The following is a 22,283-nucleotide window of genomic DNA, read 5'->3' as shown; positions in this document are numbered from 1 at the left end:
AATTGTGGTTTTACTCTTTGTTCTTTTATGCCAATTTGCGCAGGGGGGTGACTGTTTAACGTGGTTGTGTTGATTGTCTCAAAGTAGATAGTGTTTTACCCTTGCGCTCTATTTTTAAAATCTATCGTTTTGCAGCAGATACGCTATGCTTAAAAAAGATGAATTGCAATAGAGGATTTTAAGATTTGGAGGGTATGATATGACCATTCTATCTCGTTTTCTGTCAAAGCTTTTTCCCGAATCATATGATTACAATTTAGTTGTGATCGGAGCTGGTTCTGCTGGGCTGGTGAGTGCTTATCTCGCTGCGGGATTGCAGGCAAAAGTATTGCTGGTTGAACGTAAAAAGATGGGTGGAGATTGCTTGAATACTGGTTGTGTGCCAAGCAAGGCGCTGATTCGTTCGGCCAAATTAGTGGCTCAGTTACGGAACGCTGAGTCGTATGGTTTAGGTCGTGTTGAGGTTGATGTCGATTTTGCACGGGTGATGGAACGCGTACAACGGGTGATAACTGAGGTTGAACCGCATGATTCGGTAGAGCGTTATGAGGGACTTGGGGTTGAGTGTGTCATGGGTTCGGCGCGAATTGTGTCACCTCATGAGGTTGAAGTGGATGGTCGCGTGGTGAGTGCGCGACGAATTATTATAGCAACGGGTGGCGCACCGATGGTCCCTGAGTTTCCCGGTTTAGAATTGGGCGATGTTTTAACGTCGGATACCATTTGGCGCTTACGCCAGAAGCCACAGCGATTAGTGGTGGTGGGTGGTGGCCCGATTGGTTGTGAACTGACGCAAGCATTCTCCCGCTTAGGTTGCCATGTGGTGCAGGTGGTTCATGGTGCTCGGCTACTCAAGCGTGAAGATGCTGATGTGTCGGCGGCGGTGCTGAAAGTATTCGAAGGTCAAGGAATTGAGGTTTTGTTTAATCACGACTTAAATTCGATTGTCGCTGGCGAAAACGGCCGCAAGTTAGTGTGCGATGTTGACAGTGGCACGGTTGATCTCGATTTTGATCAGATTTTGTTTGCCGTAGGCCGCCAACCTGTGACCGCGGGTTTAGGTCTTGAAGAGCTAGGCATAGAGGTGGGTCGTCGCGGTGGTTTACTGGCCGATGGTACCTTGCGAACCTCGGTTCCGAGTATTTATTGTGCCGGTGATGTGATAGGGCCGTATCTGTTTACTCATATGGCCGCACATCAAGCAGGTTACGCAACATTGAATGCGTTGTTTGATCGTTTCCGGCGCACAAAGGTCGATTACCGTCTTGTGCCGTGGGCTACTTTTGTTGATCCTGAGGTGGCGCGAGTGGGGATCAATGAGCAGGAGGCTGAAAAAAGTGGCATTCGCTACGAGGTGACCCGTTTCGAATATGGTGAGCTGGACCGATCCATTGCCGATTCGGAAACTCAGGGTTGGATAAAAATCATTACGGCACAAGGCAAAGATACGATTCTCGGAGTAACGATTGTTGGCAGCCATGCCAGTGATTGCATTGCCGAATATATATTAGCGATGAAGCACGGTTTGGGATTGAAGAAAATCTTATCCACCATCCATATTTATCCCACCGTATCAGAAGGCAATAAGATGGCGGCGGGGGTGTGGCAGCGCAAACATCTGCCCGTTAAGGTGTTGCCGTGGCTGAAGCGTTTTCAGCGTTGGTCAAGAGGGGCGTGACGGTGAAGTTTCTTTGCGGTATTATTTTGTGGGTGATGATGGCCAGTAACGCATTCGCGTCTGCAGATTTCGATCATCAGCATGAATTATGGAATCAACAAGTGGCACGCTATGTCCATTGGCTCCCCTCTGGTCATGATTCCTTGGTAGATTACACTGGGTGGGGAAACGATCGTAAAGAGCTGTCGCGCTATTTACAACAGTTGTCGTCTGTCACGCGTGAAACCTATGAGCACTGGTCAAAGGCCGAGAAATTGGCATTTTTGATCAATGCTTACAACGCATTTACCGTTGAACTCGTTCTTAATTCGTATCCTAATATTGATTCGATTAAGCAGATCGGAGGATGGTTCCGAAGTCCATGGCGGCTCACATTCTTTCACTTGTTAGGACAACCGACCTCTTTAAATGACATTGAGCATGTCTATCTTCGACAGCAGGGTGTTTTTGATGATCCACGCATCCATTTTGCCATTGTTTGTGCCTCGCTGAGTTGTCCTCCACTTAGTGATCAGGCATATCAACCGCAGGTGATAGATGCTCAACTAGAGGTCGCAACGCAGCGGTTTTTGTCGGACCGCCAACGTAATCGCTTTGATGTGGATCAGCAAGCGCTGCTGGTATCATCAATTTTTAAATGGTTTGGTGAAGATTTTATCGGTTACCGAGGGAGTCAGTCCTTGGCTGATTTTTTTCGTCCGTTCGCCGGCGTGCTGACGGATCACGGTCAGGATGAGATAACGCTCGGGGAAGGGCAAGTAACCGTTCAATTTCTCGATTACGATTGGGAGCTGAACGATTATCACCGCTAAGTCAATGGGCGGGGTCGTTTTGATGACAATAAACGCTTTACATGGTGTCCGATGCTGTGTACTATTTGCCGCTCGTGTGGAGAGGTGACCGAGCGGCCGAAGGTGCTCGCCTGGAAAGCGGGTGTACTGCAAGGTACCGAGGGTTCGAATCCCTCCCTCTCCGCCATTTTTAAGAGTTAAGCGTCGTCGAGTGGTTGGTTTGCTCATGACGTTGGTTAGTTTGATGTGTGGAACAACCGATTGCCGTTAGAAGCGGCAACCAGGTCCCGCGCAACGGACGGTCGCGAACTCCGTCAGGCCCGGAAGGGAGCAGCGGTAACGATGCAGTCTGTGTGCCGTGGGGGTGCCTGGTTGCCACTTGTAACGGCAATTTTTGTTTGAGTGGTTTATCCCCCCTTTGTTAGCGTTGGTGTCATTTTTTTTAATGCGCCGAGCGTTGATTTTTCAACCGTTTAACTTCATACTACGATGATTGCTGTACGTTAGAGAGTACGTTTCAACACCTCATGTGGAGGCTCGGCCTTTCAATGTCCTATCTGGTTTTAGCGCGAAAATGGCGACCACAGCTTTTTGTTGATTTAATTGGTCAAGAGCATGTCAGTCGTACTCTGGCTAATGCGATCACCAGCGGTCGTGTTCATCACGCCTTTTTATTCACTGGCGCTCGTGGTGTTGGTAAAACGTCTGCCGCACGGATTTTGGCCAAGGCGCTGAACTGTGAACAGGATAATGCTGTTGAGCCCTGTAATGCCTGCCGCTCTTGCACCGAGATCACTGACGGTCACAGTGTTGATGTGTTCGAGATTGATGGTGCATCAAACAACGGTGTCGACGATGTGCGAGAATTACGTGAAACATTGCGTTACATGCCTGCACAATCGCGCTATAAAATCTTTATTATTGATGAAGTACATATGTTGTCAATCAACGCATTTAATGCGTTGTTGAAAACCCTTGAAGAACCTCCTGGGCACGTAAAATTCATTTTTGCTACCACAGAGCCGCATAAGATCCCTGTTACCATTCTGTCGCGTTGTCAGCGTTTCGATTTTCGTAAGATCCCTGCACCTAAAGTGGTGGCTCAATTGCGCCGTATTGTTGATGCTGAGAAGATTGAGATCTCGGATCGCTCACTTGCGCTTATTGCGCAACGAGGTGGCGGCAGTATGCGTGATTGTTTATCGACTCTCGATCAGGTGGTCGCATTTTGCTCTGAAAATGTATCCGACGATGATGTGCAGGGACTTCTTGGTATGGTCGACCAGCGTTTGCTGTTTGATGCCTTAGAGGGCTGTATGCAGCAAAACTGTTCGATGGTCCTTGAGGTGATTCGACGCGTTGATGATCTAGGTCACTCGTTTCGCCAATTTTCACAAGAACTTGTTGAAACGGTTCGCTTAGTCATTCTATGTGAGTTGGTTGCTGACCCTCAAGAAGAGCTTGGTTTGTTTGGTGATGAATTACAGGCGTTGAGACATTTGGCTGGTTTGGCTTGCCAAGAGGATTGGCAGCGTTTGTTGAGCTTGTTGATTAAAACTGAATCGGAACTTGCGGGGTCAGTTTACCCAAAATTGCTGGTTGAGATGAGTTTGATTCGTGCTGCGAGCTTGCCTCCGTCTCGTGAAATTTCGGAGTTGATTCAAAAGATTGAAGGATTAGAAGGAGCGAGTTCTAGTCAGTCATTCCCGCGTCGTTCACCTGTTGTGCAACGCATGGCTCCCGTCTCTGCACCGGCTGCGGCTCCTGTCTCTGTTGCCCCAGTTGCCCCAGTTGCCCCAGCTGTTGCTGAATCTGTCCAACCTATTATTGCTCCCGTTCAAGCGGTTGAAGTTGGGTTTGAGGTTGCATCGAGCGACTCAGCGCAGATTTTGCCGACACCTTCACAGTCGAGTGCTGCAACTGTTATACAACAACCCTCTGTGGTGGTTGAAGCTGAAGCGAGCTATTCCTCCAACTCACCAACTGCGGTGGTTGCTGGTGTGGCTCCTTCTGAAGCGCGTGGCTGGATGGAGTTTGTCCAGTTTGTCAAGGTTGAACGACCACGGATTGGTTCTTTACTTGAACACGGTAGTTTATTGTCACTTGAATTACCGTTGTTACGCGTTGGCGTGACGGCAGGTTCTTTTTTGATGCAACAATTGGGAGATGCAGAGACAAAAGAGCGACTTGCTGTTGTAGCTCAGCAATTTTTTGGTCAAGATGTTCAGGTAGTGATTGAACCGTTATCGCGGCAAAAAGAGGCCCCACTGTCGTTGGTTGCAGAAGAGGAACGAAAAGAAAGTGACCGTGGTCGTCGTTTACGAGAAGATGCCTTGGCACACCCTTTAGTTCAGAAAGCCGTTGACGTTTTTTCGGGTGAAATTGAATCGATTAAGTCGATTGATAAAGGGTTTGTATAAACAGAGTTCTGTTGAATCTAAATAATTGTATTGCGGTTAAGGTAAGCATATCGTCTTATTATAATATTGATTAGAGGAGAGTATCGATGGCTAAAGGTTTAGGTAACATGATGAAGCAAGCGCAGCAGATGCAAAAGAAAATGGCGCTGGTTCAAGAAGAGATGGAAAAGCGTGAAGTTGAGGCAAGTGCTGGCGGTGGTATGGTGACGGCTGTTGTCAACGGCAAGCAGCAGGTTTTGTCTATTAAAATTGATCCAAGTGCTGTTGATCCTCAAGATGTTGAGATGTTGCAAGATTTGATTATGGTTGCAATGAATGAGGCGATTCGTCAAAGTCAAGAGATGATGCAACAAGAGATGTCGAAATTGACTGGTGGCATGAATATCCCTGGTTTGTTTTAACGAGGTGGTGTTTTTGTCTAAAAATTGATTGTTGAGAGCCATCATCGAATTTAATTTCGCTGGTGGCTTTTTTGATTTTGATGGCACGAAAATCGTGTTTGAACACACTGTGTTTTTTGTGAAAAAACAGCGTTAAGTTTTACTGTTGCTGAAAAAAAATACAATCAGGTTAAAAAATAGAACGCTATTCTAAACGGTTGTAATTCTGGAGGGCTTCATGCTAAACTCTATTCCTTCATTGGCTCGGTTAACGGTTGAATTAGGTCGTTTCCCGGGGATTGGTCGCAAAACAGCGGCACGATTAGCTTTTCATGTTTTGCAACAATCTGAAGTTGAAGCTCAGGCTCTGGTTGCTGCAATTACCGATGTAAAGGCGAAGGTCGGTTATTGTTCGTGTTGCTTTCATGTGACAGAACAGGACCCGTGTTCAATATGTCAAGCAGCGGATCGTGATGACACGCTCTTGTGTGTTGTTGAACAGCCACGGGATTTAATGGCCATTGAACGTGGCCACTCCTATCGAGGTCGTTACCATGTATTGCATGGTGTGCTTTCGCCCCTTGATGGTGTTGGTCCCGATGATCTGAAGTTTGAAGCCTTAGTTGAGCGGGTTCAGCAGGGTGCGGTCGCAGAAATCATTGTCGCTACCAATTTTTCAATCGAAGGCGAAGCGACTGCGTTATACTTGGGGCGCATTTTACAACCTCTCGGCGTGAAAGTGACCCGTTTGGCTCATGGGATTCCCATGGGAAGTGACCTTGAATATGTTGATGAAGCTACAGTAGGGCGTGCGATTGAGGCGCGTCGAGATATCTAAATTGTTTGTACCACCTGAAATTATAGGTTTTTTTGTATTGCTGATCATCGTTGATCGGTAGAAGTTTATGACAACATTTAAAGGAGGAACACATGTCGCGTAAGATGGTAAACATCGATGGCAATACTGCTGCTGCTCATGTCGCTCATGCTACCAATGAGGTTATTGCGATCTATCCCATCACCCCGTCTTCAGATATGGGTGAAATTTCCGACGCTAAGAGTGCTGCGGGACAAAAAAATATTTGGGGTACGATCCCTCGGGTTGTAGAGATGCAATCTGAAGGAGGAGCTGCTGGTGCTGTTCACGGTGCATTGCAAACTGGTGCGTTAACAACAACATTTACTGCATCACAGGGTTTGTTGTTGATGATTCCCAATATGTACAAGATTGCTGGCGAGTTGACCTCAACGGTCTTTCACGTCTCAGCTCGTGCGATCTCTGCTCAAGCCCTTTCAATCTTTGGTGATCACTCCGACGTTATGTCTTGTCGTGCTTGTGGTTGGGGGATGTTGTGTTCCAATACCGTTCAAGAGGTAATGGACTTTGCCCTGCTTGCGCAGTCAACGACATTGCGTAGTCGAATTCCTTTCATGCATTACTTTGACGGATTCCGTACTTCTCACGAAATTCAAAAAGTTGAGCAGTTGAGTATGGACGACATTCGCACCATGATCGATGATGACTTGGTTCGTGAGCACAAGGCGCGTGCATTGTCGCCAGATCATCCAGTATTGCGTGGTACCGCTCAAAACCCTGATGTCTACTTCCTTGGCCGTGAAACCGTTACTAAGTTTTATGAGTCTATTCCTGATGTTCTTCAAGGCGAGATGGATAAATTGTCGGGGCTTGTTGGCCGTCAATATAGTTTGGTTGATTACGTCGGTGCTCCTGATGCAGAGCATGTTGTTGTGGTAATGGGTTCTGGCGCTGCAACCATGGAAGAGTTGGTTGAGTATCAAGTTTCTCAAGGTAAGAAGGTTGGCCTACTGAAGGTTCGTCTGTTCCTACCTTTCCCAATTAAGGCATTTGCTGCGGCGCTGCCTGCGTCAGTGAAAAGTATTGCTGTTCTTGATCGCACCAAAGAGCCTGGTTCATTGGGCGAGCCACTCTATCAGGTGGTACGTACTGCTCTTGGCGAAGCGATGGAGACCGGTCTGTATCAAGGTCAAGGCTATCCGAAGGTTGTTGGTGGTCGTTTTGGTCTTGGCTCTTACGAGTTTACCCCAGCTATGGCTCAGTCAGTATTTGACAACTTAGCTGCTGACCAACCAAAAAATCACTTTGTTGTTGGTATCAATGATGATGTGATGGACAAAGGGTTGGCATACGATCCAAGCTTTAGCGTGCCGACTGATCGTTATGCGGCAATGTTCTATGGTCTTGGTTCTGACGGTACTGTTGGTGCCAACAAGAACTCGATTAAGATCATCGGTGAGACCACTGATAACAAAGTTCAAGCCTACTTTGTTTACGATTCAAAAAAAGCGGGCAGCATGACTACAAGTCATCTGCGTTTTGGTAAGCAAGAGATTAAGTCACCTTATTTGATTAAGAGTGCTGACTTCTTGGCCTGCCATAATTTCTCATTCCTTGAGAAATACGATATTCTTTCGAACGCAAAACAGGGTGCAACCTTCCTGCTGAACAGCCCTTATGGCAAGGACGAGGTCTGGAATCACATTCCGGTTGAAGTTCAAAAGCAAATTATTGACAAGCAATTGAAGTTTTATGTCATTGACGGCATCAAGCTCGGTGAAGAGATCGGTCTTGGTTCGCGCATCAATGTTATCATGCAGACTGCATTCTTTAAGATCTCTAACATCATTCCATTGGATACCGCTTTAGCTGAGATCAAAGCTGCCATCGTTAAGTCGTATGGTAAGGCAGGCGATAAAGTGGTCAACATGAACAAAGCGGCTGTTGATGTCGCTCTGGACAATATTCATGAAGTATCTCCTGGTGCTGTGGGTGGCGCGTTGCGTATCCATGCTGCCATCGAAGGAGACGCTCCAGCGTTTGTCAAAAACACCCTTGGCCCGATCATCGAAGGTAAAGGCGATAAACTACCAATCTCGGCCATGCCGTGTGACGGAACCTTCCCTGTTGGAACCGCCAAGTATGAGAAGCGTAACCTCGCTGTTCATATCCCAGTATGGGACGAGGAACTGTGCATTCAGTGTGGTATTTGTTCCTTTGTTTGCCCTCATTCGACGATTCGTATGAAGGCTTACGATGCGGAATGTCTCGAAGGTGCACCGGCGGCATTTAAGTCGGTCGCTGCCAAAGGCAAGGACTTGGCGGGGATGAAGTTTACCCTGCAGGTGGCTCCTGAGGATTGTACTGGTTGCGGCTCCTGTGTGCACAACTGCCCAGCGAAGAGCAAGACAGTCGAGGGCCATAAAGCGATCAATATGCAAGCACAAGTTCCTCTACGTGAGCAGGAAGCTGCTAACTGGGACTTCTTCCTTGATCTACCAGATACCGATGAAAAACTGTTTAAGCGTTCAACTCTGAAGGGTAGTCAGTTCTTACCGCCAATGTTTGAGTTCTCAGGTGCGTGTGTAGGTTGTGGTGAGACACCTTTCGTTAAATTGCTGTCGCAGTTGTTTGGTGATCGCGCTCTGATCGCAAACGCTACGGGTTGTACCTCTATCTATGGTGGCAACTTGCCGACCACGCCTTGGACCACCCGTAAGGATGGCCTCGGTCCCGCTTGGTGTAACTCACTGTTTGAGGACAATGCTGAGTTCGGTTACGGCATGCGTCTGACCGTTGATAAGTTCAAGGAGTATGCACATGAGTTGTTAGCAAGTGCAGTTGAGAAACTGTGTGATGCTGGCGCTGAATTTACTGGCTTGATCAAAGAGATTCAATCTGCTGACCAAACGACCCAACAGGGTATTGAAGATCAGCGTGCACGGGTAGCCACGTTAAAGGCTGGCCTTGAGAAGTGCCCTGAAGGTGATTCAAAGCAGCTGTTGTCTGTGGCTGACTATCTTGTAGAGAAATCAGTGTGGATCGTTGGTGGCGATGGTTGGGCGTATGATATCGGCTATGGTGGTCTTGATCACGTACTCGCTTCTGGTGAGAATGTTAACATGCTCGTCCTTGATACCGAAGTTTACTCCAACACGGGTGGCCAAGCCTCTAAGGCAACTCCTCTTGGCGCCGTTGCACAATTTGCGGCTGGTGGTAAGCGCATGGGTAAGAAAGACCTCGGCATGATCAGCATGACTTACGGGAACATCTACGTTGCTAAGGTCTCCATGGCGAACCCAGCGCAGTGTGTTAAGGCGTTTATCGAGGCGGAAGCCTATGATGGTCCTTCCATTATCATGGCCTACAGCCACTGTATCGCTCACGGTATCAACATGACCACTGCGGTTGATGAATGTAAAAAAGCGGTGAACTCTGGCCACTGGCCACTGTACCGCTACGATCCCCGCTTAACTGACCAGGGTAAGAATCCTCTTCAGCTCGATAGTAAGGATCCAAGCATCACCTTCGAGGACTTTGCCTATGGCGAGAACCGTTTCCGTGTCCTGAAGAAAGCTCAACCTGACGTTGCAGCTAAACTGATGGCGCAGGCTACGAAGGAAACCTCTGCACGTTTCGATCTTTACAAGAAACTTGCTGGTATGGAGCCAGATTGCGGTAAGAAGTAAGATTGTTCCGCAGTTGTTTGAATCAAAAGCCCCCGCAGAACATTGCGGGGGCTTTTGCTATTTATGGCACAACGATATGAAATAGGTATCGCTTGCGTGATCGATAGGCATGGTGTTATAAGTTTAAAGGTTAAATCTAAAATTAATGTATGTGGATAAAACATGTTTTCGGGAGACTGTAGATGTTTGGCTCACAAGCAACTTTTGTTCTATACGATGAAGAGGTCGCAGCGGTAAAAGAGATTCTTGATGCTCTCTTGAAGGCTTCGAACTCGAAATCAATTTATCTGGTTGATAAAAATGGTCAGATGATTGCGACTTCAGGTGACATCTCTGAAATTGATACCACAAGTTTAGCTTCGTTGACGGCGGGTAATATTGCAGCAACAGGTGGGTTGGCAAAGCTTGTCGGTGAAAAAGAGTTTGCGATTCAGTTTCATGAAGGCGAAAACGACAATATTCATATATCGATTGTTGGTAGTCGTGTCATTCTTGTTGTTATTTTTGATCAGCGAAGTTCATTGGGATTAATTCGTTTGCGTGTTAAAAAGGCAAGTGCTGCACTCGCGGTGGTCTTTGAAGAAATTAGCCAAAAGCACAAAACTCAAGCAAGTGGTCGAGATCGGGCAAATCCTTTTGCTGAAATTACCGATGACGATATTGATAACCTGTTTAACTAAGGACAGCCACTATGTCGTTTATTAATTACGCCTCACGCGAGATCAATTGTAAAATTGTTTACTATGGCCCCGGACTGTGTGGCAAAACAACCAATTTACAACATGTTTATCAAAAAACCGCCAATGAGTCCAAGGGCAAGATGATCTCGTTGGCAACCGAATCAGAACGAACTCTGTTTTTCGATTTTCTACCGCTGGCACTCGGAGAAGTTCGTGGTTTTAAGACACGCTTTCATCTTTATACTGTACCTGGGCAAGTTTTTTATGATGCCTCACGTAAGTTGATTCTTAAAGGTGTTGACGGTGTGGTATTTGTCGCTGACTCGCAAGAGGAGCGTATGGATGCTAACATTGAAAGTCTTGAGAACCTGAAAGATAATTTAGAAGAACAGGGCTACGATCTTGATAAGCTACCGTTTGTCATACAATATAATAAGCAAGATCTGTCTAATCTCAGCCCAATGGACGAACTGCAACGGTTTTTGAATCCCAATAAAGTTCAAGAATATAAAGCCTGCGCCATGAGTGGTGTTGGTGTATTTGAGACCCTGAAAGGGATTGCGAAAATGGTATTGATGGATCTAAAAAAAGGATCTCGTTAAAAACAGAAAAAAATGTTGACAACCGTGTGCGGAAAACAGTATATTCCCACGCGTCGAAAGACTGATCCCCGATAGCTCAGTTGGTAGAGCGGGTGACTGTTAATCACCTTGTCGCATGTTCGAGTCATGCTCGGGGAGCCAACAAATTCAAAGAGATCACAGTGTATTCTGTGGTCTCTTTTTTTTATGTCGTTTTTTGTGATTTTTGGATCTATTTCCCTCCTTAGTGTTCCCTATGTGTTAATTCGCAATTTTGTAGTTGAATTTTTTGTTCTAATTGACGATAAATGTTATATGAGAAATTTTTTTTCGTTTACTATTTGTGGTGAAACGTTTGGTTTGCCATTATCTTCAATTGAAACGGTAGTCCGTTCTGCGCAGTTGTTGCGTTTGCCTAAGTCCTCGACCGAATTACTTGGTTTGCTTGATCTTCGTGGCGTTTTAATCCCAATCATTAATATTCCTGCTCGACTTAATCTTCCCGAACAATCGATTCATGTTGATCAGCGGATCGTCATTGCGCGTAGTGAAAAATGCACGGTAGGTTTTTTTGTTGATTCAGTCGAGTCTGTACAAATTTCTGAAGAGGTGGCTTCCGTTGCTAGTGATGCGATTTATCCCGATATGGATCACTATGTGATAGATGTCATTTGGCACAATGGTAATAAGATACTTTATTGTGACCCTGACAAATTTTTGTTTGTTGATTCTGTCGATTTCACAGTAAGCCCTCTTGCCAGCGATGAGGGTTAATGACATCGACTCCTAGTCTGACCATACAGCAGAAACAATTTGCTAGTGATTTTATTCATGACCGTTTTGGTTTGTTTTACCCGCCAGAACGATTTGCTGATATGTTGCGGGCATTGTGTAAGGCAACTGAGGAATCAGGTTTTGACAGTATGGATCGTTATGTGAACTGGTTGTTGGCTCATCAACTTAGCGATAAGCAACTTGAGCCGCTCATAACTAATTTGACCATTGGGGAGACTTATTTTTTTCGAGATAAGAAGCTTTTTTCAGGCCTTGAGAAAAGGGTGTTCCCTGAGATAGTAAAATCAAATTCTTCGCATGATGTTCGTATTTGGAGTGCTGCCTGTAGTACTGGCGAAGAACCGTATTCGTTAGCAATATTGTTAGATCAAGGGCAAAACCTCCCACTTGATTGGCATGTGCATCTTTATGCGACAGACGTTAATGTTAAGTCTTTAGCAAAAGCACGCAAGGCTGAATATTCTCAATGGTCTTTTCGCGGTATTGATGAAACATTGAAAGCTGGCTATTTTAGTCCCGTTGATAAGAACCACTGGAAACTGGTTGATAGGGTGCGTCAACGAATTGAATTTTCATATTTAAATTTGGCTGTTCACCCGTTAGCGGTTGGTTCGAACGGCACGCGAAAATTTGATCTCATTTTATGTCGTAATGTCCTGATGTATTTTTCATCAGAGCGGCGTGACGAAATTCTTGGCCATTTAACCGATATGCTAACAGATACAGGATGGTTGATTGTTAGCCCGAGTGAGGTGGCCCTTGTCAACGTGCCAGCACTAAGAATTGTTGATGTTGATGGTATGTTGATGCATCGTAAGGGGATCAAAGAAAAAAAGAAAAATTCTCCTACGGTATGGCGTAATGTTGAGAGCCCCGTAACACGGCAAATCAAAACGACTCGGCCACGCCATAAAGTAAAAGAAGTTTCCACGGTTAGTCAGCGGAAAATTATTCTTAGTTCAGTACCCCAACCATCTGGGGTGTTACGAACGCCCAGTGGTGTTGGTATGTCCACTGCTGTAGCTTTTATTGATGAACGAAATTATAACGCTGCGATTGATTGTTTACTGTCATTAGTTACCGATGAAGGTGTTTCTGGTCCAGTTGGGGCTGAAGCTGTTTTTATGTTGGCACGATGTTTAGCAAATGTTGGTCGTGCGGATGAGGCTGAAGAGTGGCTGAAAAAGGCACTTGAATTGGATCGTTTGAATCCCACGGGCTACTATCTGCTTGCTACAATTCAGCAGGAGCGTGGTGATTTAATCCAAGCAAGGCGGTCACTAGACCAGTCTCTCTACCTTGATGGTAATTTTATTATGGCGACATTTTCCCTTGGTATGTTGTTGACACTACATGGTGATGAAAAAGAGCAAGGTGGGAAGGTATTAAGGCGAGCGAAGGCGTTATTGATGCCTTTTGATCAGGATGAAATTGTCCCTGATTCTGAAGGGCTGACAGTCGCGTATTTGTGTAAAATGTTAGAGAGTTTAATCTGATTATTTTGTCAGGATTAATATTAGGGTCGATAACGTGAGGTTCGCGGATGGAAGAACAGTGTGATATTTTACGTCGCCGTGCGGCGTTGTTAGCAAAACCGCCAGAACAAATTTCAACTGAAAAATCGATTCAGGTTGTTGAGTTTCTGTTAGCAACCGAAATTTATGCCTTTGAATTGCAGTATGTAAAAAAAGTTCTTCCGCTAAAGGAGGTAGTTATCCTGCCTGGTGCGCCCTCTTTTGTTTATGGAATTACAAACTATCTGGGTCAAATTATTTCAGTTTTGGATTTGAGAAAGTTTTTTGAGTTACCGATTCGCAGTGATGAGTCGCAGTATAAAATAGTGGTACTGCAATCGCAGCACATGCAGGTTGCAGTTTTGGCTGAAGAGATCATCGGTGTTAAGGATTGTATTGTGCCTCAATTGCAAACAGATATACCAACTTTGACTGGCGTGCGCTCTAGGTATTTAAAAGGGGTGTCTCCCCAGCAAACGATTGTATTAGATGTTGTTTCATTATTGGGTGATGAATCTCTTATTGTTTAGTCGTGAGAGTTGTATTTAAAAAAGAGTTCTTAACCGTTGGAGGAATTAATGAATTTCCTGCGTTCAAGTCTTAAATGGCGCCTGATTGTACAGTTTCTGTTTGTTGCCCTAATCCCTGTTCTCATTGTGGGGATGCTCAGTTTTAACGCGATAAAGAAGGAGCTTGAGCGGACAGCTTTTGAACATGTGCAAACGGTTAATACTGTTAATCGTGAGCAGGTGATGCAGTTTTTCTCTGAAACCATTACGGACCTTGAAATGTTAGCTATTTCGGAAAATGTTCGTACGGCGACGACCGAGTTGAAACGTTATCACGTTAAGGTGAAAACCGCAGATGATGGTACTTTTGATGTAAATTCCTCGGCCTATAAAAAAATACAGCAGCGCATTGACCCTTATTTTGCTGAATATTTAAATAACTATGAATACGATGATCTGTATTTAGTTTGCACTAAGCATGGCCATGTCATGTACACCCCTGTTCGCGGATCAGATCTTGGCGCTAATTTAAAACTGGGATCGTTAGCTACGTCTGGTTTAGCCTCGGTGTGGCAGCAAGTTGTTCAGCTGAATGATATGGTTATTGTGGATTTTGTTCAGTACGCTCCTACAGGCCGACCCGAAATGTTTGTTGGTGTTCCCGTTCCTGATAGCGATGGCGGAATCCAAGCAGTGTTGGTACTGGCGGTGAGCATTGATAATATTAATGAGGTGATGGAAGAGTCCGGGCAGTTTGGTGCTACAGGTGAGAGCTATCTCGTTGGTACCGATCACCTGTTGCGTTCCGAGCTACGTTTCGACGAGGGGCAGATTCTTCGTAAGGTGGTCAATTCCGAGTCGGTTAATCTGGCCTTGGAAGATTTGTCGGGTAGCCACTTTATCCAAGATGACAGTGGCAATGATTTGCTGAGTGTGTATTCCGATCTTGGTCTTAATGAAATATATGGTCTTGATTTTGAATGGGTTGTCATTAGTGAAATACAGCTTGATGAAGCCTTTGCTACCGTCAATATGCTGCGCTCACGTATTTTGTGGACCTGTTTTCCCGTCGCAATTATTGCCTGTTTGTTTGGTTGGTTTGCGGCTTTTAGATTGGTTGTGCCTGTGCGCGAGATGCTACACGACTTTGAAACCTTAGCAGATGGTGATTTGGCGATTGATAATGACCGCGTAACGCGTGCCGATGAACTCGGCCGGATGCAGATTGCTTTTATGCGCATGGTAAAAGGATTTCGTGTTCGTAGTGATCAACTGACCCGCATCGCTGAAGGTGATTTGAGTGATGATGTCGATATTGTTTCTGAGCGCGATGCCGTCGGTAAGGCGATGCAGCAGATGGTGATAAGTTTACGAGCGATTACCGTTTCAGCGCAGCAGATTTCTAAAGGCGATCTAAGTGTTGAGATTGCTGAACGTAGTGATCGCGATGAGTTGGGCATAGCGCTGCGCCAGATGATCGATAATCTTCGTGAAATTATTGGTGAGTTGGTTTCGGGGACCTCAACCCTTGCCGCTTCGGTGAGTCAGTTGTCCTCAACGTCATCGTTGTTGGCTGCTGGTGCGTCAGAAACCTCAAGCTCAATGGCCGAGGTGACCGCCACAGTTGATGAGGTTCGTCAGACATCACAGATCTCCAGTGACCGCGCTAAGCAGGTGTCCGATTCTGCTGAAGATGCCAATGGTTATGCTGAAAAAGGCAATGAGGCGACACAGAAGACCGTCGCTGGCATGGATCTCATCAAAGAGGAGATGGACTATATTGCTGAAAGTATTGTGACTCTCAGTGAGCAGAGCCAGAGTGTTGGCGATATCGTTGATTCGGTCAACGATCTGGCGGATCAATCCAATCTCCTTTCAGTGAATGCTTCAATTGAGGCCGCCAAGGCGGGAGAGCATGGCAAAGGATTTACGGTTGTTGCTCAAGAGGTGAAATCGTTGTCGGCCCAATCGAAGCAGGCGACAGAACAGATCAAAACGATCTTGAGTGATATTCAGAAAGCAACGGGTTCGGCTGTTATGGCAACTGAGCGTGGCGCTAAGGCGGTGCAGTCAGGTGTTGAGCTGATGTCGCAATCAGACGAAACCATTCAAATGATGTCAGGGAGCATTGGCACTTCGGCTGATTTCGCCTTGCAAATTGCCAGTTCAAGCCAGCAGCAGTTGGCGGGGGTAGAGCAGGTTGCTCAGGCGATGTTGAGCATTAAAGATGCTGGACAGCAAAATATGGATAGTGCGCGCCAACTAGAGGATGCAACGCTCCGTTTAGAGACTCTTGCTAACAATCTTAAACGGCTATCTGAGCGTTTCACCCTGTAGGCAACTGGAGTAAGAATGGACGAGCAGGAACTACTAAAAATGCTTCGTGAAGCATTTCGCGAAGAGGCTGTAGAGCGTCTGGCCAGTTTATCTAATTGCCTGTTGCAGTTGGAACGTGTGGATCCGAACGATGTTGCCCTCTCTGAGGCTTTAGAGGTCGCTTTTCGCGAAGCCCATAGCCTCAAAGGAGCAGCACGCTCCGTTTCATTGTTAGATATCGAATTGCTCTGCCAGTCACTTGAGAGTGTTTTGTCGAAAATGAAACAGGGCGAACTCGCTCTGCAGCTTCATCATTTTGATGTATTGCATGACTGTGTTGCGGTGATGGAAGATTTTCTGACCAGTTTTGCCACCAATGATGATGCGACCTGTCGTGATGCGGTGGTGCCGTTGGTCGAGTTGTTGGATCAAATACAGCAGGGGCAGCCGGTTTCCCCTGTTGTTGAAAAGGTGGTTGCTGCACCCGTTGTTGAAGTTCTGGTGGCGACCAGTGTTGCTGAACCTGCGGTCGCATCGCGCGTTGACAGCAATAACCCGATTGTCGATCTAGGCCCCTCCCCAGATCTTAGTTCCACCGTTGAGCCCGTCGCTGAGGTGGCCAGCCCTGTTGCTGGTGAGTTGTCCGCTAATGTCAGGGGATGTGATACCACATTGCGCGTTGCCTCTATCCGTCTCGATGAAGTGATGCGCAAGGCTGAGGGGATGATCTCGTTAAAGTTGGCATCGACACAGCGCCATGTTGAGGTGGAGAAGATCGGCACGATCATCCCAGTATGGAAGAAAGAACGTCTGAAGGCCGCGCAACAGTGGCGCAGTCGTTTAAAGCATCTCGATCAGCTGAACGCCGATGAGTGCCGAGCTGTCATTGCACAAATTTCTGATGCCTTCGATCAGTCAACGCAGAATATCTGCATCTTAGAGGCTGGTATTGCCGATTTGACTCACCGCCTTTTTCAAGATTCGACGATTATCAATACGCAGGTTGAAGAACTTCTGGAGGATGTCAAAGAGATCCTTATGGTTCCCTTCTCGAACACTGCCGCTAGTTTGCCACGAATGATTCGTGACATCTCGCGTGCGCAAGGCAAGAGTGTTGATTTTAGTGTTCGCGGTGAAGAGGTTGAGCTTGACAAGCGTATTCTAGAGAAAATGGTTTCGCCGTTAACACATATTCTTCGAAATGCCATTGATCATGGGATTGAGTTACCTCAGGAGCGCCTTGCCGCTGGTAAGGATGCCCAAGCACAGGTTGAGATTGTCGTCAGTCGCACCCGAAGTGGTTATGTTGAAATTCGTATTAAAGACGATGGTGGCGGAATTGATGATCAACGGTTGCGGGATAAGGCGGTGGTGCAAGGTCTTATGACACAAGAAGCTGCAGCAGAGTTGGGCCATGACGACGCAGTTGGGTTAATTTTCAACTCAGGATTGTCCACCAGTGAGATTTTGACTGAGATTTCTGGTCGCGGTTTGGGGATGGCGATTGTTAAAGAAGACGTAGAGGGTTTAGGTGGACATCTGCATGTCGAAACGACACTTGGTCAGGGCACGTGTTTTATGTTGCACCTTCCCGTTACGTTGTCAGTGTTTCGCGGGATTTTGATTCATGTACGTGGTCACGATTTGGTTTTGCCAACAACCGCAGTAGAGCGGGTGATTAAAATTCCACGGCAAGAGATTAAGACTCTTGAAAATTGCGAAGTCATCGTAATTGATGGTGTAAATCTTGCAATCACAGAGATGGGTGCGGTACTTGGCATCACTGAAAAACCGATTACTCAAGGGGATACTTTACAGATCGTTGTCGTCAGTGATTCGGGGCAGCGACTTGGTTTCGTCGTTGATTCTGTCGATGGTGAGTATGAATTACTGGTCAAAGGGTTAGGTCATCACCTTCAGGGTCTACGTTATTTTTCTGGAGCCTCTGTTCTCGGTGATGGTCGTATTGTACCGATTCTTGATTCGCGCGATCTTCTTGCTTCCCCACAAGAGGGAAACGTTCTTACAACAGTGCGACGAAGCAATGACGAGCGTGTCGTGAAGAAGATTTTGGCCGCAGACGATTCGATCACCTCGCGGATGTTGATTAAGAACATTCTTGAATCTTCAGGTTATGATGTTGTGTCGGCTGTTGATGGTGCGGATGCTTATGAAAAACTAACAAACGGCAGTTATGATCTTGTCGTAAGTGACGTTGAAATGCCACATCTGAACGGGTTCGAGTTGACGACACGTATTCGTGCCACAGATAGCGTGGCAGATATTCCGGTTATTTTAGTGACCAGTCTAGAGACGACGGAAGATAAAGAAAGAGGGATTGTTGCAGGAGCCAACGCATATATTGTTAAGCGTAGCTTCGATCAAACAAACTTGCTGGATACGGTTAAACGATTACTTTAGGATGCAGTGGTAGCTCTATGGCTGAAAATGGATTTAAAGTTCTCTTAGTTGAAGATAGTCGCACTCAAGCGTTACGCTTGCAGTTTATTCTGCAAGCCAATGGTTTTGAAGCAGTTGTTGCGACCAACGGCATTGAAGCTCTGGAAAAACTGTCTAACGACTATTATCCGATTATTATTACTGATTGGGTGATGCCAGAAATGGACGGAGCTGAGCTGTGTAAAACCATTCGTATGCGCCAATTTGATGGCTATGTTTTTATCTTTTTGGTCACCTCTAAAGATGATCCTGCCGATATTGTTGCTGGCCTTGAAGCTGGTGCCGATGACTATTTAACGAAGCCTGTTTCAGAACTCGAACTTATTGCTCGGCTCAGTACCGCAAAGCGGGTTATTGAGTTAGAGCGCTCGCTAAAAAAACGCAATGAAGAGGTATTGCATCTTTCGGTAACAGATGCTCTGACAAAGATCAATAACCGCAGTTATTTCAATACTCATTGTCCGGCATTTATTGCCAGGGCTGCTCGGTCAGGTCATTCAGTGTCAGGGATTATTTGCGATGTTGATCATTTTAAAAAAGTGAATGACACCTATGGTCACCTTGCTGGTGATAGGGTTCTTGAGGAGTTTTCGGCCTGTTTAAAAGGGTTGGTGCGTGACGATTTAGATCTGTTGGTGCGCTACGGTGGAGAAGAATTCGTCATCATGTTGCCCGAAACTGATGCTGCTACAGCGGTGGCTGTCGCCGAAAGAATGCGTCAAGCGATTGAGGGTCTCCGAGTGCCGTGGGAAGATGGAATTCTTGAAGTGACGGCTAGTTTTGGTGTTGTGACTTACTCGCCAACAGGACAAGAAAAGCAGGTTCCTGTCGAAGAGTTCATGATGGTCGCGGACAATTGTCTTTACAAGGCTAAGGGCGATGGGCGTAACTGCGTACGCAATGCGTTATTATGATTCGAGTTTTAATCGCTGAAGATTCAGCCTCAGTCAAAGCCTATCTTGAATACCTCATTAAATCTGTCGTTGATATGGAAATAGTCGCCGTGGTGTCTAATGGTGAAGAGGCCGCCCGGCTGACGTGTGAGTTGAAACCTGATGTTGTGGCGATGGATATTCATATGCCTGTGATGGATGGTTACAGTGCGACACGGCGTATTATGGCGCAGTGCCCGACTCCGGTAGTGATTGTTAGTTCATTGATCCATGGTAGTGAGGCACGGGAAATCTTTCGTATTATGGAGGTTGGTGCCGTGGCCGCAGTGCCTAAGCCCCCCGGGCCGGGTTCTGCTCATGCCAAACAGGAAGCAGAGACCTTTATCAGTACATTGCGTAAAATGGCGGGAGTTAAAGTGGCAAAACCTGCTGTAGTACCAGCATTAGTAAAGGTGCATGCTGTGGCTAAGAAAGGCTCGGATTATCGTTTAGTTGTCATCGGTTCTTCAACGGGGGGACCTGTCGCGCTACAGTCCTTGTTGCGTGAGCTGCCTGCTGACTTCCCTCTACCTATTGTCGTTGTTCAGCATATCTCAGTAGGCTTTATTGCTGGTATGGTCAAGTGGCTGTCGCAAAGCTGTGCGTTACCTCTTTCCGTTGCTCACGATGGCGATACGGTGCAAAATGGGCGGGTTTATTTTGCTCCAGATGGTGCACATATAGTCATTAATCGACAGGGGATTCTTGCGCTGAACTACGATCCTCCTTTCCATAGTGTACGGCCATCGGTGTCCTACCTCTTCGGTAGTACCGCACAAAATTACGGCAAAAGAGCGATTGGTGTTATGTTGACGGGCATGGGGCGCGATGGTGCTCAAGAGATGTTGGCAATGAAAAATACTGGTGCTGTGACACTGGTCCAAGAGGAATCAAGCTGTGTTGTTTACGGCATGCCGGGTGCGGCAGCACAACTTGGCGTCGGAGACTATCATTTGGCACCCGAACGAATTGGTCAGCAGCTTATTGCGTTAGCTGCTAAATGAATCAACCCATCTGTGGATCCATTTGGGGTAAATATTCATGGAAATTGATATGGTTAATCTATTAGATGTTGCTCCTGATACGCTACTTATCGTTGAAGATAGTCATACTCAGGCGCTCGTTCTCAAGCAGTTTCTGACTGATAATGGTTTCGATGCCGTGTATGTTGAAGATGCTCATGCTGCCTTGACATGGTTACGGTCGAATACTCCCGCATTGATTATCAGTGATGTTCTGATGCCCGACATTGATGGTTTCGCTCTCTGTGAAACGATAAAAAACACCCCGCAAATTAGAAATGTTCCGGTTATGCTATTAACGCGGCTATCAGAACCAGAAGATATTGTTCGTGGCTTGGAGTGTGGTGCCGATCATTTTGTCACCAAGCCTTTTGATAATGCTTTGCTGCTGGCGCAGGTCAGCAATATCCTTCTTAATCAACAATTGCGTTCTCATCCTGTTGGTGAGGAGAGTGTTGAAGTCTATTTCGGTGGGAAACGCCATGTTATTAATTCTGAGCGTTCGCAAATTCTAGATTTGCTACTGTCAACCTACGAAGGTGCTTTGCAGCAAAAGCGAGAACTTGAGCAGACAAACGGTCAACTCAATGAAGCATTAGATACCATTAAAAAGCGTAATACTGAAATTGCTGAGTTAGCGGTTCGAGATCCGTTAACAGGTGTCTTCAATCGCGGTTACTTTAATGATACCTTTCCTGGCTCGATCAAGTGTGCGCTGCGTTACCGCCAGTCCTTGTCATTGGTCATGTGCGACATTGATCATTTTAAACTGATCAATGATCATTATGGCCACCAAGCGGGCGACAAGGTATTGAAGCAAGTTGCTGACTGCTTGTCGAATAGCCTACGTCAGGGTGTTGATTGGATCGCTCGATATGGTGGTGAAGAGTTTGTTATTGTGTTGCCCGAAACGGATAAAGAAGGTGCTTTGGTGATGGCTGAACGGATGAGGAAATTGGTCGCAGAATTTTTAATTAATTGTGGGCCACAGCCAATCCGCTTGACCGCTAGTTTTGGTATTGCTTTTTGCCCACTGGAAAGTGTCGCTGAGTTAACGCTCAATAGTATAGTTGAGGTTGCGGACCGTTGTTTATATCAAGCGAAAGACCAAGGGCGTAATTGTTGTTGCTACGCTGAAGTTAGCGAATAGTAAAAAGCCCGCCAACAACGTTGACGGGCTTTTATTTTTTTCGCAGCCGGGTAGTCCTCTGCTTTAGTCCAGTTTCCCCATGATCTCTTCAAGGGGGTTGTTTTCACATTCTAGCTTTGGCGTTACATCTTCTACGCGGATATCAAAGATTAGTTCTTTACCTGCAAGAGGATGGTTGCCGTCAAAGGTGACTTCGTCATCAGTTGTATTGGTCACCATGACATGAAACAACGAGTCATCCTGATTGGTGATCTCGATTTGTGAGCCCACCTTGTAATCAACATCGGTAGGCAAGTTGTTGCGTTTGATCACTTCAATTAAGTTAGGTTTTGATTCACCGTAGGCTTGTACCGCTTGAATGGTTACGGTCTTCTTTTCACCTGGGACCATTCCCATAACAGCCGCATCAAATCCTTCAACCACCTCTTTTTTACCGAGCATAAATAGCAATGGCTCTTTGTCTTCTGAAGTGTCAAAAACTGTACCGTCTGTTAGCCGTCCCGTGTAGTGGACTTTGACAGTATCCCCCTTTTTTGCATTAAACATAAA

Annotated in this window: 17 protein-coding genes, 2 tRNA genes and 1 other RNA gene; 19 read left to right on the top strand and 1 reads right to left on the bottom strand. The window is 46.2% G+C overall.

Going from position 1 to position 22,283, the window contains the following annotated elements; translation table 11 throughout:
- Window positions 1–199: 199 nt before the first annotated feature.
- The 19 genes from ACZ5KY_RS01880 (at window position 200) to ACZ5KY_RS01790 (ending at window position 21,734) form a co-directional block, all read left to right on the top strand.
- Window positions 200–1,678, top strand: a complete 1,479-nt coding sequence (locus ACZ5KY_RS01880; protein ID WP_464242216.1) for a dihydrolipoyl dehydrogenase family protein — start codon at window positions 200–202, stop codon at window positions 1,676–1,678.
- Window positions 1,639–2,490, top strand: coding sequence for a DUF547 domain-containing protein (locus ACZ5KY_RS01875; protein WP_464242215.1), 852 nt, complete (start codon window positions 1,639–1,641; stop codon window positions 2,488–2,490). Before ACZ5KY_RS01880 ends, ACZ5KY_RS01875 begins: the two co-directional genes overlap by 40 nt.
- 78 nt (window positions 2,491–2,568) lie before the next feature.
- Window positions 2,569–2,656, top strand: a tRNA-Ser gene (locus ACZ5KY_RS01870).
- Between the two features lie 91 nt (window positions 2,657–2,747).
- Window positions 2,748–2,846, top strand: an RNA gene (gene ffs, locus ACZ5KY_RS01865) — signal recognition particle sRNA small type.
- A 171-nt stretch (window positions 2,847–3,017) separates the two neighbouring features.
- Window positions 3,018–4,889, top strand: coding sequence for a DNA polymerase III subunit gamma/tau (gene dnaX, locus ACZ5KY_RS01860; RefSeq protein WP_464242214.1), 1,872 nt, complete (start codon window positions 3,018–3,020; stop codon window positions 4,887–4,889).
- Window positions 4,890–4,975: 86 nt separating this feature from the next.
- Window positions 4,976–5,290, top strand: a complete 315-nt coding sequence (locus tag ACZ5KY_RS01855; protein WP_464242213.1) for a YbaB/EbfC family nucleoid-associated protein — start codon at window positions 4,976–4,978, stop codon at window positions 5,288–5,290.
- A gap of 217 nt (window positions 5,291–5,507) precedes the next feature.
- Window positions 5,508–6,107, top strand: coding sequence for a recombination mediator RecR (recR, locus tag ACZ5KY_RS01850; RefSeq protein ID WP_464242212.1), 600 nt, complete (start codon window positions 5,508–5,510; stop codon window positions 6,105–6,107).
- Between the two features lie 92 nt (window positions 6,108–6,199).
- Complete coding sequence (nifJ, locus tag ACZ5KY_RS01845) at window positions 6,200–9,775, top strand: pyruvate:ferredoxin (flavodoxin) oxidoreductase (RefSeq protein ID WP_464242211.1); 3,576 nt, start codon at window positions 6,200–6,202, stop codon at window positions 9,773–9,775.
- Window positions 9,776–9,957: 182 nt separating this feature from the next.
- Window positions 9,958–10,455: a roadblock/LC7 domain-containing protein gene (locus ACZ5KY_RS01840; RefSeq protein ID WP_464242210.1), complete on the top strand. Its 498-nt coding sequence runs from the start codon at window positions 9,958–9,960 to the stop codon at window positions 10,453–10,455.
- Between the two features lie 11 nt (window positions 10,456–10,466).
- Window positions 10,467–11,057, top strand: coding sequence for a GTP-binding protein (locus tag ACZ5KY_RS01835; RefSeq protein ID WP_464242209.1), 591 nt, complete (start codon window positions 10,467–10,469; stop codon window positions 11,055–11,057).
- A gap of 65 nt (window positions 11,058–11,122) precedes the next feature.
- A tRNA-Asn gene (locus ACZ5KY_RS01830) sits at window positions 11,123–11,198 on the top strand.
- 153 nt (window positions 11,199–11,351) lie between these two features.
- Window positions 11,352–11,810 carry a chemotaxis protein CheW gene (locus ACZ5KY_RS01825; RefSeq protein WP_464242208.1) on the top strand — a complete coding sequence of 153 codons (459 nt, stop codon included), beginning with the start codon at window positions 11,352–11,354 and terminating at the stop codon, window positions 11,808–11,810.
- The gene (locus tag ACZ5KY_RS01820) at window positions 11,810–13,327 is read left to right on the top strand and encodes a CheR family methyltransferase (RefSeq protein WP_464242207.1); all 1,518 of its coding nucleotides are present in this window, start codon (window positions 11,810–11,812) and stop codon (window positions 13,325–13,327) included. Before ACZ5KY_RS01825 ends, ACZ5KY_RS01820 begins: the two co-directional genes overlap by 1 nt.
- Window positions 13,328–13,374: 47 nt before the next feature.
- Window positions 13,375–13,875, top strand: coding sequence for a chemotaxis protein CheW (locus tag ACZ5KY_RS01815; protein WP_464242206.1), 501 nt, complete (start codon window positions 13,375–13,377; stop codon window positions 13,873–13,875).
- A gap of 48 nt (window positions 13,876–13,923) precedes the next feature.
- The gene (locus tag ACZ5KY_RS01810) at window positions 13,924–16,191 is read left to right on the top strand and encodes a methyl-accepting chemotaxis protein (protein ID WP_464242205.1); all 2,268 of its coding nucleotides are present in this window, start codon (window positions 13,924–13,926) and stop codon (window positions 16,189–16,191) included.
- Window positions 16,192–16,206: 15 nt separating this feature from the next.
- On the top strand, window positions 16,207–18,591 hold the full coding sequence (locus ACZ5KY_RS01805; RefSeq protein ID WP_464242204.1) for a hybrid sensor histidine kinase/response regulator: 2,385 nt from the start codon (window positions 16,207–16,209) through the stop codon (window positions 18,589–18,591).
- A 17-nt stretch (window positions 18,592–18,608) separates the two neighbouring features.
- Window positions 18,609–19,544 carry a diguanylate cyclase gene (locus tag ACZ5KY_RS01800; protein WP_464242203.1) on the top strand — a complete coding sequence of 312 codons (936 nt, stop codon included), beginning with the start codon at window positions 18,609–18,611 and terminating at the stop codon, window positions 19,542–19,544.
- A complete protein-coding gene (gene cheB / locus ACZ5KY_RS01795) occupies window positions 19,541–20,566 on the top strand; it encodes a chemotaxis-specific protein-glutamate methyltransferase CheB (RefSeq protein WP_464242202.1) in 1,026 nt (341 codons plus the stop codon). Before ACZ5KY_RS01800 ends, cheB begins: the two co-directional genes overlap by 4 nt.
- Window positions 20,567–20,603: 37 nt before the next feature.
- The gene (locus tag ACZ5KY_RS01790) at window positions 20,604–21,734 is read left to right on the top strand and encodes a diguanylate cyclase (RefSeq protein ID WP_464242201.1); all 1,131 of its coding nucleotides are present in this window, start codon (window positions 20,604–20,606) and stop codon (window positions 21,732–21,734) included.
- Between the two features lie 63 nt (window positions 21,735–21,797).
- Here the strand turns inward: ACZ5KY_RS01790 and ACZ5KY_RS01785 are convergent, their stop codons facing one another.
- Window positions 21,798–22,280, bottom strand: a complete 483-nt coding sequence (locus tag ACZ5KY_RS01785; RefSeq protein ID WP_464242200.1) for an FKBP-type peptidyl-prolyl cis-trans isomerase — start codon at window positions 22,278–22,280, stop codon at window positions 21,798–21,800.
- Window positions 22,281–22,283 lie beyond the last annotated feature (3 nt).

It is taken from the genome of Desulfuromonas svalbardensis (genome assembly GCF_055389415.1).
Note: the sequence above shows the minus strand (reverse complement) of the source record. Positions and strands in the feature narration are given on the sequence as shown.

Bases quoted from the DNA above. Each gene is read 5' to 3' on its own strand.
- ACZ5KY_RS01880 (WP_464242216.1), top strand. From the start codon at position 200: ATGACCATTCTATCTCGTTTTCTGTCAAAGCTTTTTCCCGAATCATAT.
- dnaX (WP_464242214.1), top strand. From the start codon at position 3,018: ATGTCCTATCTGGTTTTAGCGCGAAAATGGCGACCACAGCTTTTTGTT.
- ACZ5KY_RS01855 (WP_464242213.1), top strand. From the start codon at position 4,976: ATGGCTAAAGGTTTAGGTAACATGATGAAGCAAGCGCAGCAGATGCAA.
- recR (WP_464242212.1), top strand. From the start codon at position 5,508: ATGCTAAACTCTATTCCTTCATTGGCTCGGTTAACGGTTGAATTAGGT.
- nifJ (WP_464242211.1), top strand. From the start codon at position 6,200: ATGTCGCGTAAGATGGTAAACATCGATGGCAATACTGCTGCTGCTCAT.
- ACZ5KY_RS01840 (WP_464242210.1), top strand. From the start codon at position 9,958: ATGTTTGGCTCACAAGCAACTTTTGTTCTATACGATGAAGAGGTCGCA.
- ACZ5KY_RS01835 (WP_464242209.1), top strand. From the start codon at position 10,467: ATGTCGTTTATTAATTACGCCTCACGCGAGATCAATTGTAAAATTGTT.
- ACZ5KY_RS01825 (WP_464242208.1), top strand. From the start codon at position 11,352: ATGAGAAATTTTTTTTCGTTTACTATTTGTGGTGAAACGTTTGGTTTG.
- ACZ5KY_RS01820 (WP_464242207.1), top strand. From the start codon at position 11,810: ATGACATCGACTCCTAGTCTGACCATACAGCAGAAACAATTTGCTAGT.
- ACZ5KY_RS01815 (WP_464242206.1), top strand. From the start codon at position 13,375: ATGGAAGAACAGTGTGATATTTTACGTCGCCGTGCGGCGTTGTTAGCA.
- ACZ5KY_RS01810 (WP_464242205.1), top strand. From the start codon at position 13,924: ATGAATTTCCTGCGTTCAAGTCTTAAATGGCGCCTGATTGTACAGTTT.
- ACZ5KY_RS01805 (WP_464242204.1), top strand. From the start codon at position 16,207: ATGGACGAGCAGGAACTACTAAAAATGCTTCGTGAAGCATTTCGCGAA.
- ACZ5KY_RS01800 (WP_464242203.1), top strand. From the start codon at position 18,609: ATGGCTGAAAATGGATTTAAAGTTCTCTTAGTTGAAGATAGTCGCACT.
- cheB (WP_464242202.1), top strand. From the start codon at position 19,541: ATGATTCGAGTTTTAATCGCTGAAGATTCAGCCTCAGTCAAAGCCTAT.
- ACZ5KY_RS01790 (WP_464242201.1), top strand. From the start codon at position 20,604: ATGGAAATTGATATGGTTAATCTATTAGATGTTGCTCCTGATACGCTA.
- ACZ5KY_RS01785 (WP_464242200.1), bottom strand. From the start codon at position 22,280: ATGTTTAATGCAAAAAAGGGGGATACTGTCAAAGTCCACTACACGGGA.